We start from the raw sequence: 16072 nt of genomic DNA, 5'->3' as shown, positions 1-16072 counted from the left end.
CGGACCGAGCAATCCTCCCGGCAAGATCCCACTCCCGGAACGGAACAGGTCATGTTCATGCACGGCAGCCGATCTGCGTCCCGAAACATCCTCACATCGACGCTGGTGACGGCGTTCTCGCTGATGCTGGCAGGATGTGGACGGGAAACCGAAACCAAGGACGCATCTCCGCCGCGGATCGTACGTACAGCGACCGTAGAAAAGCGCAAGGTCACAACGCCGCTGACATTCTCCGGACGGGTCGAGGCAGAAGACGAGGTGAATGTCGCATTCCGGATCTCGGGACGATTGTTGAGTAATGACACCAAGATAGGCGACCGGGTCAAAGCCGGCCAGGTGCTGGCACGATTGGAGTCGCAGAATGAACTGAGTGCGCTGCGGCAGGCGCAGGCCTCCCTTGCCGCAGCTCAGGGGCAATTGACCCAGGCGCGCAATCACTTCGATCGCCAGGAGACACTGCTGGCCCAGGGTTGGACCACGCGCGCCAACTATGATGCCGCAACCCAGGCACGGCAAACCGCGCAATCGCAAGTCGATGCGGCCGAAGCGCAACTGAGTTCTGCACACGACCTCGTTGGTTTCACCGAACTCAAGGCTGATGCACCCGGTGTGATAACAGCCACAGGTCCGGTCGCCGGCGAGGTCGTCCAGGTCGGGCAGATGATCGCCAGGATCGCACGGCAGGGCGGTCGCGATGCGATCTTCGATGTCCCCGCTCAATTGATCAGGTCGGCCTCCACCGATCCAGAGATTACCGTCAGCTTGGCTGACGATCCGTCGATAACGGCGCAAGGGCGCATTCGCGAAGTCGCTGCGCAGGCCAGTGCTGTGACCCGAACCTTCGAGGTCAAGGTCGGCCTGACGGATCCGCCAGCCGCAATGCGGTTGGGTGCGTCAGTGATAGGGCGAGTGAGCACCACTGCAGGGCCGATGATCGATATTCCATCTTCCGCGCTGACCAGGATGAACGAGCAGCCCGCCGTATGGGTCGTCGACCCGGCCACCGCCACGGTCGCGGTGCGCAATGTGGACGTGCTGCGATTCGATGAAGCGCAGGCCATTATCTCCCAGGGGCTCGACATCGGCGAAATAGTCGTCACCGCCGGCGTTCAGGCGTTACATCCGGGTCAGAAGGTCCGGATTCTTGGATCCGAGCCATGAGCGGAATTAATCTTTCCGACTGGGCTCTGAAACACCGTTCGCTGGTCGTCTATATGATGATGATTGCGGTGGTCGGGGGGGCGCTGTCCTATTTCCGGTTGGGGCGCAACGAAGATCCCGCCTTCATCATCAAGACCATGGTCGTCCAGGCCGCGTGGCCCGGCGCAACTGTGGAAGAGACGATGAAGCAGGTGACTGAACGCCTCGAACGTCACTTGCAGGAAACGCCGCATCTGGACTTCCTGCGGAGCTTCACAAGGGCCGGTGTCGCGACCGTCTTTGTAAATCTGAAGGGGAGAGCGAATGCGAAACAGGTGGCCGATACCTGGTATCACGTACGAAAGACGATCGGAGACATGCGTCATACACTACCCGCAGGCGTGATCGGGCCGGGGTTTAATGACGAATTCGGTGATACATTCGGCATCATCTATGGCTTTACCAGTGACGGCTTCACTCAGCGCGAGTTGCGCGATCGGGTCGAGGATATCCGCTCAAGGCTGCTTCTCGTACCTGACGTGTCAAAGATTGAGCTTCTGGGCGAACAGGACGAAGTGATCTTCGTCGAGTTCTCCACGAAGGAGCTCGCGGCCCTCGGAATTGATCGGTCCGCTCTTATTGCGGCGCTCCAGTCGCAAAACATCGTGCGTCCGGCGGGAACGATTCAGACCGGCCTGGAAAGCATCTCGATTCGGGTATCAGGCAGCTTCCAGTCGGAGCAGGATATCGCCAACATCAATTTTTCCGCCGGCGGCCGCATGCTTCGCCTGAGCGATATTGCGCAGGTGCGACGCGGCTACACGGATCCGCCCCAGCCGATGTTTCGGATCAATGGCAAACCGGCAATAGGCCTTGCGATCGCCATGCGGGATGGCGGCGACATTCTCGCGCTCGGCGCCAATATCAGAAAGGCAATGGCGCAAATCACCGCGGATCTCCCCATCGGAATCGAGCCCAGCCTGGTCGCTGACCAGCCCGTTGTCGTCGACCAGGCGATCCGCGAGTTTACGGTCTCGCTGATGCAGGCGATCGGCATCATCATGGTGGTGAGCTTCATCAGCCTGGGCGTACGACCCGGCCTGATCATCGCGCTGGCCATACCGTTCACGCTGGCGATTGTGTTTCCGATCATGGGACTTCTCAGCATCGATATGCAGCGAATATCGCTTGGCGCGCTCATCATTGCGCTCGCATTGCTGGTCGACGATGCGATGACCACGACCGATGCGACGCTCAGTCGGCTCGCAGAGGGCGCCAGCAAGATCGAGGCGGCAACTTTCGCATATCGGACCCATGCAATGGCGATGCTCGCGGGCACGCTGGTGACGATCGCGGGCTTTATACCGGTCGGCTTTGCCGCGAGTTCCGCCGGTGAATACACGTTCTCGCTCTTCGCCGTGGTCACGATCGCACTGCTGGTTTCCTGGTTCGTTGCGGTCATTTTCACGCCACTGCTCGGAGCAGCGATCCTTGTTCCACCGAAGCAGGCAAGTACGGCGGATCCGGGCAGGATCTTCCGCATGTATCGGAGTTTCCTGACTTTCGCGATGCGCGCGAAATGGCTGACGATCGCGATCTCCTTGGCGCTGTTCGTTTGTTCGGTGCTTGCGCTGCCGCTCATCCCGCGACAGTTCTTTCCATCGTCGGACCGTCCCGAGTTGCTCGTGGACCTGAGCTTGCCGCAGAACTCGTCAATCCACGCGAGCGAGGCTGCGGCAAAGCGCCTGGATGCTGCCCTTTCGACCGATGCCGATGTGGCGCGGTGGAGCACTTATGTCGGGCGCGGCGCCATCCGCTTCTATTTGCCCCTTAATGTTCAGCTCCCGAACGATTTCTTCACGCAGGCCGTGGTGATCGCCAAGGATGTCGCTGCACGCGAGCGCCTGCATTCCAAGCTCGAAAAGCTGCTTGCGCAGGAGTTTCCTAGTGCGATTGCGTTCGTTTCTCCGCTTGAGCTCGGACCGCCGGTTGGATGGCCGGTGCAGTATCGGGTCAGTGGGCCCGACGTGGAACGGGTGCGCGAAATCGCGCTCAAAGTCGGACAGATCGTAGCCTCCAGTCCGGACACCAAGCAGGTGAATTTCGATTGGATGGAACCCAATCGCCAAGTGCGTATTCGCGTGGACCAGAACGAGGCTCGCCTTCTCGGCCTCAGTTCGCAAGCGATCGCGACAGCCCTGAATACGGTCATATCCGGCACACCCATTACCCAGGTTCGCGACGATATCTATCTGGTCAATGTGGTGGCGCGCGCGACCGACGAGCAGAGGGGCTCGCTGGACGGTCTGCGCAACTTGCAGGTGGCGCTGCCGGGTGGGCAGACTGTTCCTCTCAGCCAGTTCGCCTCCTTCGAATATGACCAGGAGTTTCCGCTCGTCTGGCGGCGCGACCGCATTCCGACCCTGACGGTTCAGGCCGCCATTGCCGGTAACAAGCTGCCGGAGAGCGTGGTTACGTCGCTCTCGATGGCGATCGAGAACTTCAGAAAGAGCCTTCCTTCGGGGTACAGCGTCGTCGTGGGCGGCACCGTGGAGGAAAGTCAGAAGTCGCAGGCGTCTGTGCTGGCAGTGGTGCCGGTGATGCTGTTGGTCATGTTTACCGTCCTCATGGTGCAGCTCCAGAGCTTTCCGAGACTGTTCATGGTGCTCAGCGTGGCGCCGCTCGGCCTTATCGGCGTGGTTGCAGCGTTGATGCTGTCCGGCAGGCCCCTGGGTTTTGTCGCCATTCTCGGCGTGCTCGCGCTGCTCGGCATGATCAGCAAGAACGCGGTCATTCTGATCGGTCAGATCGACGCCGAACGCGCTTTGGGCAAGACGGCCTGGGACGCTGCGGTGGATGCCAGCAGTTCCCGTTTTCGGCCGATCATGTTGACGGCCGTATCGACTGTTCTCGGGATGATTCCAATCGCGCCAACAGTATTCTGGGGACCGATGGCATTCGCGATCATGGGCGGACTCCTTGTCGCCACCGTTCTGACGCTGGTCTTCCTGCCGACGCTGTATGTAGCCTGGTTTGCGCGGGACGAGAAAGAGCAACCGCCCGGGGGATCGCGCCCGGCCTGACGGCCGCTAAAATCGGAGCAGCCAAGGCACCAGCGCCAGGGTCGTTACCATTACGACGACGGTAAAAGGGACACCAATCTTCAAGAAATCGCCGAAACCGTAATTGCCCGGTCCGACCACCAAGGTGTTCACCGGCGAAGACACAGGCGTCATGAAGGCGGCCGAGGCCGCGATGGCGATAGTCATCGCGAAGGGATACGGCGAGGCGCCGATGTCCTTCGCGACAGCGAGCGCTACTGGCGCCATGAGCACCGCGGTCGCCGTATTCGAGATGAACAGGCCAAGGGCAGCCGTGATCACGAAGAGCAGCGCCAACAGGACTCGCGGTGATGCCTCGCCCGCAAGATGCGTCACCGCGTCGGCGGCAAAATCAACGCCACCGGTTCGTTGCAGCGCCAGCGAAAAGGGCAGCATGCCGACAATAAGAACCAGGCTCTTCCAATTGATCGAGGCATAGGCACTGTTGAAATCCACGCAGCCCAGCAACCCCATCAGCAAGCAGCCGATTAGAACCGCATGCGCGTTCGGCACCACACCGCTGACCATCATACCGACCGTCAAAGCCAGCACCGCCAGAGCCTGAGGTGCGAGGTTCGCGGCCGGCAGAACCTCTTTGTGCTCGGTCGGCAGGTTCAGGACGACAAGATCCGAGAATTCGGATCGCAGCTTGCGGATGTCAGACCAGAAGCCGGTCAGCAGAAGGGTGTCACCGACCTTCAAGGTCTCATCGAGCAGCTCCCGGCTGACGACCTTGCGACCGTGCCGCAACCCCAGCACCGTCAATCCCATTTCGCTGCGCACCCGCGCTTGCAAAATGCTCTGGCCAATCAGCTTGGATTCCGCCGGGACGATGACTTCGACCATGCCGATCTCCTGCGAACGATCGGTGAAGTAGCCGCCATCGCCCAGAGGAATCTTCTCGACTTTATAGTCACGCAGCATCCGATCGGTCTCGGCATCGGGCGCGATGACGTCGAGGAGCAGGATCTGCCCGGCGGCCAGTTCGGTCCGTGCATTCGGGCGGCTCACGTCGGTCCCAAAGCGGCCGGGGAGCTCGATGGCGAGCAGATTCACGCCACGGTCCCGGAGCGGAAGCTCTTCCAGACGCTTGCCGATCAGCGGCGAGTCGGTCAGCACGCGAACGCGCAAGGCGCGATCGGCGAGGCCATACTGCGTCACCCAATCAAGCAAGTTCGGCTGACGGCGCTCGCCGTCCACACGCTTGGCCGAGACGGGCAGAAACCGCCGCGCGATCAGCATATAGGCAATGCCGAGCGCCAGGAATGTGAGCCCAAAGGGCGTGAAGCTGAAAAAGCCGAAGCCGGCCGCACCCTGGCGGATCAGCTCGGCGTTGACCACGAGATTTGGCGCAGTCGCGACCAGGGTGAGCATGCCACTGATCAGGGCCGCAAAGCTCAAGGGCATCATCAACTGGCTCGGCGCGGCGCCCGTGTTCTGACAGATGCGCAGCACGACCGGGATGAATATGGCCACTACGGCCGTCGAACTCATGAATGCACCGAGCCCGCTGACCGCGAGCATCAGCAGCACCAGCATGCGCGTCTCGCTGCTGCCGGCGGTCGCATTCAGCCAGTCGCCGAGGCGACGCGCGACGCCGGTGCGCACCAGCCCTTCTCCGATCACGAAGAGGCCCGCGATCAGCACGATGCTGGGATCACTGAACCCCGCCAGTGCCTCGTTGATGGTAATCACCCCAGTAAATGGCATGATCACGATCATCAGCAGCGCGACCGCATCCATGCGCGGGCGATTGGCCATAAACATCACGATCGCGGCCGCAAGCAGCAGAAGAACCAAAGCAAGATTGGTGTTCATGCGGAAATACCCGGTCGGTTAAGACGCAAACCAATCATCCTGCGCAAACTGCTCATCCTGCGAATGGCCAGAGCATGGGCACGAGAAACGTGCCTACCAGGAAGAACCAGAGCAGCAACGGTAGACCCATCCTCCAGAAATCGCCAAATCGATAGCCGCCGGGGCCCTGCACCATGAGGCTCGCTGAGGCGGCGATTGGCGTAAGAAAGGAAGCGGCCGCAGCCACCGCCACAGTCACCAGCGCGGTGCGCGGCGAGACACCGACGGCTTCCGCGGAGGCAATCGCTATCGGAATGACGATGAGTGTCGTCGCCGTGCTGCTGATCAACTGGCCGATGAGCGCCGTGAGCAAAAACAGCCCCGCCAGCAGCGCATACGGGCTCGCATTGCCGACAATGGCAACGAGTGTATCGGCGATGAGATAGGCTGCACCCGTCTTGTACATGGCGGTCGAGAGCGGGATCAGCGAGGCGACCATGATCAGCACATTCCAGTTAATCGCCCGATAGGCTCGTTCGATCTTGAGTACGCGCAACAGGATCACCGCGCAGGCCGCCGCCAATCCAGCGACGACTCTTGGCACGACGCCCGTCGCTAGCAGCGTAACCATGACAGCGAGAATGACAATGGCGCGCATGGAGCCGGTGCCCAGGGGCCTGGCCTGGCTGCGGATCATGTCAGGGGCAGCAACGACGAGCACGTTGGGATCTCGCCCGTACTCCTCAAGCGCTTCCCAACGGCCTTGCAGCAACAGCGTGTCACCCGCCGCAAGAACGGCTTCGCCCGGTCCGAGATTCTCGCCGCCGCGTTGAACGCCCAGGATAATCAGATCGCCACTTTCGGTGACCATGCCGGGGAAGACGGTCTCACCGATCAGACGAGAGCGGGGCGGCAGCACCACCTCGGAAAAGCCATGGCTGTCGTTGAACAGTGCCTCCCGCATTTTGCCGATCGTCTCCTGGCAGGGCGTCAGGCCATGCTGCTCGGCGAAGGCGTCCATTGCCGCCTGCTCACCGCGCATGATGAGCCGATCGCCTTCCACCAGAGAATGTTGCCACGAGATGCTGTTCTGGCGGCGAGGGCGAATAGCGATGAAGCTGAGCTCCGGGTGGTTCTCGCGCTCCAGCCGCGATTCCAGCACCGCCTGCAACGTGCCGCGATAGGGCGAGGCGGCGGTGATCTCGAACTGGTACACCTGGTCAAACAGCTTGTACTGCTCGGTCAGCATGCGCGAATGGTGGCTCAGGTCCTCCGGCATCTCCCGGCTAGTGCGGACCGGCAGCAGCATATCGCCGAAAAGAATCACGATGGCCACGGTGCCTGCCAGGAGCGGTACGCCGATCACCGTCATCTCGAAAAAGCCGAACGGCGCGAGGCCGACATCGCTTGCCGCGTCGGAAAGCAGCACGTTCACAAGGCTTCCGGTCAGTACCAGCATCGAACCCGAATAGGAGGCGAAGGCGAGAGGCATCATGAGTTGCGCAGGCGGACGCTTGAGCCGGACGGAGACGATCACCAGCACGGGCAGCAGGGCGGCCACTGCGCCACCCGAGCCGATCAGCGCCGTGAGAAAGGCCACGAGCAACATCGACAGCACCAACAGGCGTGTCCGGCTTTCGCCGGCGTAGCGGATCAGCACCTGGCCTGCCCACGTGGTGACGCCGGACGAATCCAGGCTGGCACTCACCACGAAGAGCGAAGCAATGAAGAGTATCGTGGTGTCGCCGAAACCCGCCAGCGCCTCGGAGAGCTCCAGAATGCCGGTCGCGTAAAGCACGAGTGTCGCACTTAACGCCACGACCGCGACCGGCACCCGGTTCGAGACGAACAGCAGCACCATCGTGGCGATGATGGCGAAGGTAATGAGTATATGCGGCGTCATCGCACCTCGCGAGGGCGGTCTGGTCTGGAGCCAGCGCTGCGTGCCCGTGCCGCTCTACCGCGACAGCGCTTCCAGAATACGTGCCCAGGAGCGGATGCCCTTATGGAAGCTCTTGAGATTGTACTTCTCGTTCGGGCTGTGGATGCGGTCATCCTCGAGGCCGAAGCCCGCAAGCACCACGTCCATGCCCAGCGATTGTTTGAGCTGATGGGTTACGGGAATGGAGCCGCCACCGCCGATGAAGACTGCGGGCTTGCCCCATTCGGCCGTCAGTGCGTCGCGCGCCTTGCCGAAGGCCGGGGCCTCGATCGGGAAGCGGATCGCCTGGCCCGCGCCATGCTCCAGGAATTCCACACGGCAATCGGCCGGGACGCGTGCATGCACATGCTCCCGGAAGGCTTTGCGGATGGCATGGGGGTCCTGATCGAAAACCAAGCGGAAAGACACCTTTGCCGATGCCATCGCGGGAATCACGGTCTTGAATCCGGCTCCCTGGTAGCCGCCGCCCATGCCGTTGATTTCGCAGGTCGGGCGCGACCAGACCATCTCCAGCGCGTCGCGGCCCTTCTCGCCGGCGGGAATCGAAAGCCCGATGGCGCCGAGGAAGGACTTTGCGCTGAAGTTCAGGCTGTCCCATTGCTCGCGCAGCGCCTTGGGAAGTTCCGGTACGCCGTCATAGAAGCCGCGCAGCGTGACGCGTCCGTTGTCGTCGTGCAGGTCAGAGAGGATGCGGGCGAGAATGCGGTTCGGATTGGCCGCGGCCGAACCATAGAAGCCCGAGTGCAGGTCGCGATCGGCGGCGTGTATGATGACCTCTTCACCGCAGAGTCCGCGCAGCATGGTCTGGATCGCCGGCGTCTCGTGGTCCCACATGTTGGTGTCGCAGATCAGGCCGATATCTGCGCGCAGCTCCGCGGCATGGGCATCGAGAAAGCCCGGCAGGTTCACGCCACCGGATTCCTCTTCGCCCTCCAGCAGGATCGAAACCGGAATCGGCAGTTTGCCGGTGACCGCCTTCCAGGCGCGGCAGGCCTCGACAAAGGCCATGAGTTGGCCTTTGTCGTCCGCGGAGCCGCGGCCCGTGATGATCTTCGCGCCATCGGGCATCGTCTGGATGGACGGGTCGAAGGGATCGCGCTCCCAGAGCTCGAGCGGATCGACCGGCTGCACATCGTAATGGCCGTAGAACAGTGCCGAGGGACCAGGCACGCTGCGGTCATGTGCCACGACCATCGGGTGCCCCGGTGTCGGGCGCACCGAGGCGTCGAAGCCGATGCTCTTGAGGTCGGCCACGTGCCATTCGGCATTGGCCGTACATTCGGCCTTATAAGCCGGATCGGTCGAAATCGACTTGATGCGCAGGATCGCGAACAGACGCTCGAGAGCCGCATCGAGATTTGCGTCGACGTTGGACAGGACATCATCGAGCTTGGTCATTGAGCCCTCCGGAGGGTCTTCTGAGCCGTTGGTCAGTACGCGGGCGCGATCGCCACATTGTCCGTCGTAGCAAGCGCTGTTTCTTGCCAGGAGGTTACGATTGCTGTTCGTTCCTTCCGCGCTTATGCGGCGCCGGGTCGGGAATTTCGCCTGGCAGGAAGTTGGGCAGCTTCCCTGCCGGGAAAATCGCAAGCAAGGCAATGCCAGCCATGATGACGAGGCCAATTTTCAAAGCGCGCAATCGCACGACAGTGTTGACGCGCACCGCTTCCGCCACTTGAGCCGGAGAGGCCGTGGTTTGCTCCATCACGCTCTGCAGCCGGTCATTGCTGATAAAGGTGATGTTATCCAGGTCCAGCTGCGCCTGTATCTCAGGCGGCAATTTTGGATTTTCGGCGATGGTCCGCAAAACAGCCGCGCTTAACAGGCCGACGAGGAGTGCCCCGGCCACCGCTGTGCCGACGGCCGCGGCGAGATTGTTGGTCGTGCCGCGCAGCGAGCCGACGTCGCCTGCGAGCTCTTTCGGCGAAGCCGTGACCAGCACGTTGAACAGCAGTGTGACCAGCGATCCCTGTCCAATGCCGAAAATCACCAGCCCAAGGAGAACCGGGACGGCGCTCCAATCATTCCTCACGACAAAGGCGAGCCAAAGGAGCGCCACAGTGCAGAGTATGAAGCCATAGCGTCCGATCTGCCTCGGCGTGAACCGACCATAGAAGCGCACGATCAGCATCGCAGCGAAGAAGACGGTGAGGTTGAAGGGCATCATGGCGATTGTTGTCGCCAGCGGCGTGCGCCCCTGCACGATCTGGATGTATAATGGAACCGAGAAATTGAGCATCGCTTCCAGCGCTACGACAGCAAACATCGCATACACCGCCGCCCGCTCCTGCGGGGAGTCGATCACCTCGAGCGCAAGAAGCGGCGTCTTCCCCGCAGCCTGCTGTCTGTGGGTCCAAGTCAGAAAGCCCTGACCGAGCACGATACCCACCACGATCATGATCGGGGCGGGAGATACGCCAAAGAGGTCGAATGGCGCATTGGGCCCCGCCAATCCCAGCCCCCACCGATTGAGGTTGTTGAAACCGAAGCTGATCAGAATGATGGCTGCGGCAGCGAGAACGACACCTACGAAATCGATCCGGACCTCCGGACGCGCCTCATCGGGCTTGAGACGAAAGCTCAAAAGGAAAACCACAGCCGACACGGCGATCAGAATCCCGAACGCAGGGCGCCATCCGATGAATGTGCCTAGAGTACCGCCGACGACAAACGCCAGAACGCCCGCAGCGGCGCGCGCGGAACCCAATGCGCCAACGGCTGTTGCCTGCTGCCGCCCCTTGTAGTTTTCCGCGATAAGCGCGACCAACGACGGTACGATCACCGCACCGGCCGCGCCGGACAAGGATTGCGCAGTAATCATGAGATCCGCGTTTGGACTGAACGTCATTAACGCCTGCGCGGCGCCGAACACGGCAACGGCAACGCGGAATACGTGCGTCGCTCCGTAGCGCTGTGTCAGCTTCGCACCGAGCATGACGAAGCCGGCAACAAGCATCGAATAAGCCACGATACCGGTGGCGACAGTCGTGGGCGGAACGCCAAAACTGTTGACCATCCCTCCCAGCGCAACTGGCAAGGAGGCGACGTTGAAGGACATGATCATCTGGCCGAGGGCGATGGTGATCATCGGCACCCAGGATGCATTCTCTTCTTCAACGGAGTGAACCGTCGTCGCAGATGCCATCGTCATGGCGTGTCCCCTGTCGTTTTTTCTGAAGTCCAGCCACAGTCGGTGCGGGCTGAATCTCCGACAATTGCAAACCTACGCTTCCGGGTTGGACATGAACAAATCCATGCCCAGCCGCTGCGAAAGATACTTCGCTACAAGCTGTCCCTTGACGCTGTTTCCGGCGCTGTCGAGCGGCGGCGCAAAGGTCCCTAGACCGCCCTTTCCCGGGGAGACCGTGACGATTCCGCCGCCGATGCCGCTCTTGCCCGGTAGCCCGACATCGTAAAGCCAATCGCCAGATGTCTCGTACATTCCGGCAGTCGTCATGACGGCCAGTGCGTAGTGGCAGACCGACGGATCGACCACGCGCACTTTAGTGATGGGGTTCACGCCGCCGTCCGCCAAAGTCGCACCCATCACCGCCAGATCCTTGGCACTCACATTCAGCGCGCATTGTCTGGTGTAAAGATCGGTCGCCTCTGCCGGATCGCAGTAAATCCGTTCGAAACTCTGGAGCAGGCGGGCGATGCTCTGGTTTCGGAAGTTGGTCTCCGTCGCCGAGGCATAAACCTCGTTGTTAAGCGCAAGCGGGCGGCCGGCGAACTGCGACAATCCCTCGTAGATGAACTTCCATTTCGCATCAGCCGTCGCTCCCGGGACGAGGCTTGTCGTCGCAATCGCGCCCGCATTCACCATCGGATTTGTGCGGCCATCGGGGCTGCGTTCGACGGCAGCGAGCGAGTTGAACGGAAGGCCGGTCGCGTTCGCTCCGAGCTTCTGGCGTGCCTGCGCCGCGCCGAGGGCCTGACAGACCAATGCAAAGATGAACGGCTTGGAAACGCTCATGATCGAGAACTCGTATTCGGCCGCCCCCACAGCGTAGACCGCGCCGTTGGTGCCGACCACGCAAACGCCGAACAGGTCGCTCGGCACTTCGGCGAGCGCGGGATATACTTGGGAGTTCCTGCCGTCCGTATTTGATTTGTAGCGCGCGTACACCTCGTCGATCAGCGAGATGACTTCCGCTTCGGCCGGCAGGTGTCCGGTTGATACGTAGGAATAGTTGTTGTCGGCATCGGCGTTCGCATTCATTGCGCGTTCCAAGCCTCCATAATGAGAAGCACCGAGGGAGCCCCGACATGTGTCGGGTCAAACGTTCCTCACTCGCCGTTTTCGTTCACTGCCTTTAGCGAGGCACAACGGACCGTCATCTAACGTTGATTTTCCTCGGTGAACAATCAGGCCATTTACCCGGACGTCTCGGGGTTTTTCCGGGTTAGCGCTGCCCTTGCGCCTCATAATCCCCAAGGCAAGCCGAGCAGGTACCAGACAACGAACAGCACGGTCCAAATGATGGCCATCCAGAGAGTGTACGGCAGCATCAGCGCGACAACCGTCCCGACGCCCGCATTCTTGTCGTAAATCTGGGCAAATCCGACCACCATGGCAAAGTAGGCATTGAGCGGGGTAATCGCGTTGATCGGCGAGTCGCCGACGCGGTAGGCGGCCAGGACGGCCGCGGGATCGACGTTAAGCTGCACGAACACCGGCACGAAGACCGGCGCGAAGATGGCCCATTTGGCGATCGCCGGCGTGAACACGAAGTCCAGGATCATGACGACAATGATGAAGCCAACCAGCAGCCACAGCGTGCCGATATTTGCGCTCTTCAAGACATCGGCCATCGTCAGGGCCATCAACGTTGGAATGTTGCTATAGTTGAAGTAGTCGACGAACTGGCTGATGACGACGAAGAGGAGGATGGTGCCGCTCAGCGAAGCCACCGCCTTGGTCATGGCCGCGATGACGGCCGTAGAGCTATTCACCGTCTTCGCGCCGATGCCGTATGCGATCCCGGTTGCAAGGAACAGCACCATGATGACCCCGATCAGGCCGTTCATGAATGGTGAGTTGCCGATCAGGACGCCCGTCGTCGGATTGCGCAGGGGCGCGCCCGACGGAACCGTTAACAGAAGGAACAGGATCACGACCCCGAGCAGCGCAAAGGCGCTGTACCTCAGCCCACGCGACTCGTCGGCGGAAAGCTGCTCTCCGTCCGGCTGAGTGTTGGCGGTCTTTTCGGCCTGGTACGCGCCCAGCCGTGGCTCGATGATCCGGTTGTTGATGAGCGCGATGACGATGGTCAGGACAAGAACGGAGGCGATCGAGAACGAGACGTTGGCGGTCAGATCCAGCGACGTGGTGGGATTGACCATGTGGATTGCGTCATTGGTGATTTCCGTCAGAACGGCATCAAGCGGCTTGATGATCATGTTCACGGTGAATGCACCAGCGACTGCGGCAAATCCCACGGCGAGCCCGGCGAGAGGATGCCGGCCAACGCTCAAGAAGGCGGCGCCGGCCAACGGGATCAACACCACATAGCCGGCGTCTGCGGCAATGCTGGACAAGATGCCGACGAACGCGACGATGTAAACGAGTGCCCAGCTCGGAGAGACGGCCACGAGTTTTCTGATCAACGCGTTGATCAGGCCGGCTTCCTCGGCGACGCCGACGCCCATCATGGCGACGATCAACAGCCCAACCGCGGTGAAACCCATGAGGTTTGGCACGAGCCGGGTGTAAATATGACGAATTCCATCCGCCGTCAGCAGGCTATTGGCGGCAGAGGTCGCGGTCTCGATCTTGTGAGTATCCGGATTGATGACCTGATAGGTGACGCTTGCCCCCAACATGTAGAGTAAGTGAGACAGCACCAACACGATGGCGATGAGGATCAGAAATATCACGACCGGGTGCGGGACGCTGTTTCCGACACGTTCGACAGTGTCGAGGGCTCTTTGCGTCATCGTCTTCGATGGCGGCGTGTTCGTGGCGTCACTGCGCGCGCTCATGTCGGAAATCCTCCCGCTCCATTAGCGACGGCTGGAGCAGCGCTGGTACCATGATGATCCATGCTCTGAGCAGCGACGACGGACCGGACGCCGATGCGCGCTCGAAGCCGCTGATCTCGTAATCAACGCGACGACCCCGCTACTCCTCTGACGAAGATGCCAGCGTCATCGCCGCGAGTGCGGCGACGATCTGAAAGGACCATGGAGACACGGAGGCCTCTCGCGAGAGGATTGCTCATCCTTTCGCGATCTGTCCGTTCACACGCTGCCTTACGAACAATCAATAAGGCGCATCAAAATCCGGCTGAATACCGAATGCGCCTAGATTGTTCCGGGGCAATTACCGACCCGAACGAACATCTGTGTCGGCAAGGCCTCCATGTCTGCCTGCGAAGCAACAAGGCTGTCTTCAGAACCGCACAGTGGCCGAGCCAAGGATGCGATTGGCGGTACCAGAGCCGATGCTGACCGGGGCTGTTGCTGCGGTGCCGCCGTACACGTCCCGATGGGAGTAGACATATTCAAGACCGACGTCGAGCCATCCGGTCCCGACGCTGTTGCCACGAAGCTCGGCGAACGGGCTCCAGATCAAATTGACGATCCCCTGCTGCATGGTGCTGTTCAACGACGTCGCCGAGGCAGATCCCGGCACGAACAATTGCGCATAGGACGGATATTGCTGCCATGCGTAGGAGTAGACGAAATTGCTGCGCAATTGCGGTGTCCAGAAGCGGCGGTAGCCTGCGCTCGCACCATAGGTCGGCAGGGCGTCGAGGCTGGGATCGACAACGCCGGGCAGGCCGATGTTGGACAGCGCATCCTGGCCGAAGGTATTGCCGCCGAAATAGCGCCCGATGCCTTGGCCGTAATAGGCCATGCCAACCAGCTCGTCCGGACCGAAAGCTGGTGACAGCCATCGCATTGGGAAGCGACCGCTACCTGCGACACCCCAACCGGCGGTATTGCGCTCGACCGCCGGCGGCGCCGCCGCGGTACCAGCCGTGCGGATGGTGAGATCGCGGAGCAGGCCGCGCAGGTCGAGGCCCAGGCCATCGTTCCGGTATTCGAGCCGGCCGAGCAGATCGGGCACGGAGGCAAATGACGGACTCAATCCACCAAAGCCAGCCGGGGTGCTGATCTGCGTGAATACGCCGGCCGCGGACGTGTACTGCGTATCCGGCATCTCGATCGAAACGTGCCCGGTCAACCCCGGAGCCAATGTCGCGGTCGCCCGGACCTGCGCCTGGCGCACGAATGACTGGTTGAGATTGGTCGAGAAGTTCAGGGTTTCATAAACGCCCTCGTTCCACAGGCTGTTCGCCCAGCCGACCAGGACACGAAACTGTTCGGTGCCGACCTCGCCCCAGGCCTGACGGAGCCGAAAGACCGCATTGGGTGAGGCTGCCGTGCCCCCGCCGAAGTCGCCTTCCACGCGGGTTTCCAGAGTGCCCCAGGCGGTCGCCGTGCGCGTATCCATACCGATGCGGCTGAACCGGGCGGACAATCCGGTATCGCCTCCCTGGATGTCGGCGGGGCTTCCGGACAGCGGAATGGTTTGCACTGTCGGCGCATCGGACTGATTGCGGCCATTGAAGTCGTGATAGCCATTGACGTTCGCGAAACCGTAGAATCGCACCTCGGACTGCGCACCCGGGATGCGCAAGGACAAACCCGGGAGATCGGAACGCAGCGCGTCCTCGCCTTCGCCGTCGAACTGACTGCCCATCGGTTCGGGCGGACGCAGGCCCGGAATGGGCGCCGCCGCGGCCTGTGGAGGGACCGCAGCATTCGCAGTCATTCGCGGCTCAGCCGACGCAACCGGAATCGCAGACGGCTTTTGCCCGGCGGTCGGTGCGACGACGTCACGACGCGCGGTGGCGGCCTGGGACTTCGAATGCTTATCGCGCGCTTCGAGTTCGTCGACGCGATGGCGCAGCACGCTGATCAGCTTGTCACCTTCGGTTGCGCGGGCTTGCAGCGCATCGAGACGGCGCATCAACTCTTCCATGGAAGGTTTCTGCTCCTGGCTGGCGGGTGTCTGTGCCAAAGCCGGACCGGAAAATATTGCGATTGATGCAACGCCGCAAAGCGCTCGGAATGTTCGCAC

9 protein-coding genes are annotated in these 16072 nt (G+C 61.4%); 2 read left to right on the top strand and 7 right to left on the bottom strand.

The features are described 5' to 3' along the window. Positions 1-57 precede the first annotated feature (57 nt). Both AB7008_RS36425 and AB7008_RS36420 read left to right on the top strand, forming a co-directional pair. Positions 58-1161 carry an efflux RND transporter periplasmic adaptor subunit gene (locus tag AB7008_RS36425; protein ID WP_439711324.1) on the top strand — a complete coding sequence of 368 codons (1104 nt, stop codon included), beginning with the start codon at positions 58-60 and terminating at the stop codon, positions 1159-1161. Next, positions 1158-4223, top strand: coding sequence for an efflux RND transporter permease subunit (locus AB7008_RS36420; RefSeq protein ID WP_304490925.1), 3066 nt, complete (start codon positions 1158-1160; stop codon positions 4221-4223). The genes AB7008_RS36425 and AB7008_RS36420 overlap by 4 nt, the downstream gene beginning before the upstream one ends. Before the next feature lie 6 nt (positions 4224-4229). Here AB7008_RS36420 and AB7008_RS36415 read toward each other — a convergent pair whose 3' ends face one another. The 7 genes from AB7008_RS36415 to AB7008_RS36385 form a co-directional block, all read right to left on the bottom strand. Beyond that, complete coding sequence (locus AB7008_RS36415) at positions 4230-6059, bottom strand: SLC13 family permease (RefSeq protein ID WP_441260357.1); 1830 nt, start codon at positions 6057-6059, stop codon at positions 4230-4232. A 52-nt stretch (positions 6060-6111) separates the two neighbouring features. Then, entirely contained in the window at positions 6112-7941 is a 1830-nt protein-coding gene (locus tag AB7008_RS36410) for an SLC13 family permease (RefSeq protein WP_441260356.1), read from the bottom strand. Between the two features lie 54 nt (positions 7942-7995). Then, positions 7996-9378, bottom strand: a complete 1383-nt coding sequence (locus AB7008_RS36405; RefSeq protein WP_304490922.1) for a M20/M25/M40 family metallo-hydrolase — start codon at positions 9376-9378, stop codon at positions 7996-7998. 94 nt (positions 9379-9472) lie between these two features. After that, the gene (locus AB7008_RS36400) at positions 9473-11131 is read right to left on the bottom strand and encodes an MFS transporter (RefSeq protein WP_441260355.1); all 1659 of its coding nucleotides are present in this window, start codon (positions 11129-11131) and stop codon (positions 9473-9475) included. A 72-nt stretch (positions 11132-11203) separates the two neighbouring features. Continuing rightward, positions 11204-12202: a glutaminase A gene (glsA, locus tag AB7008_RS36395; RefSeq protein WP_441260354.1), complete on the bottom strand. Its 999-nt coding sequence runs from the start codon at positions 12200-12202 to the stop codon at positions 11204-11206. 203 nt (positions 12203-12405) lie between these two features. Further along, on the bottom strand, positions 12406-13965 hold the full coding sequence (locus AB7008_RS36390) for an AbgT family transporter (protein WP_441260353.1): 1560 nt from the start codon (positions 13963-13965) through the stop codon (positions 12406-12408). A 409-nt stretch (positions 13966-14374) separates the two neighbouring features. Beyond that, positions 14375-15961 (bottom strand): DcaP family trimeric outer membrane transporter, encoded by a 1587-nt coding sequence (locus tag AB7008_RS36385; RefSeq protein WP_441260352.1) that lies wholly within the window; start codon positions 15959-15961, stop codon positions 14375-14377. Positions 15962-16072: the final 111 nt, after the last annotated feature.

The sequence above is a fragment of the Bradyrhizobium sp. 521_C7_N1_3 genome (assembly GCF_052075975.1).
Lineage (GTDB): Bacteria > Pseudomonadota > Alphaproteobacteria > Rhizobiales > Xanthobacteraceae > Bradyrhizobium > Bradyrhizobium japonicum.
The sequence above is the reverse complement of the archived record's forward strand: the minus strand, read 5'-3'. Positions and strand labels throughout refer to the sequence as shown.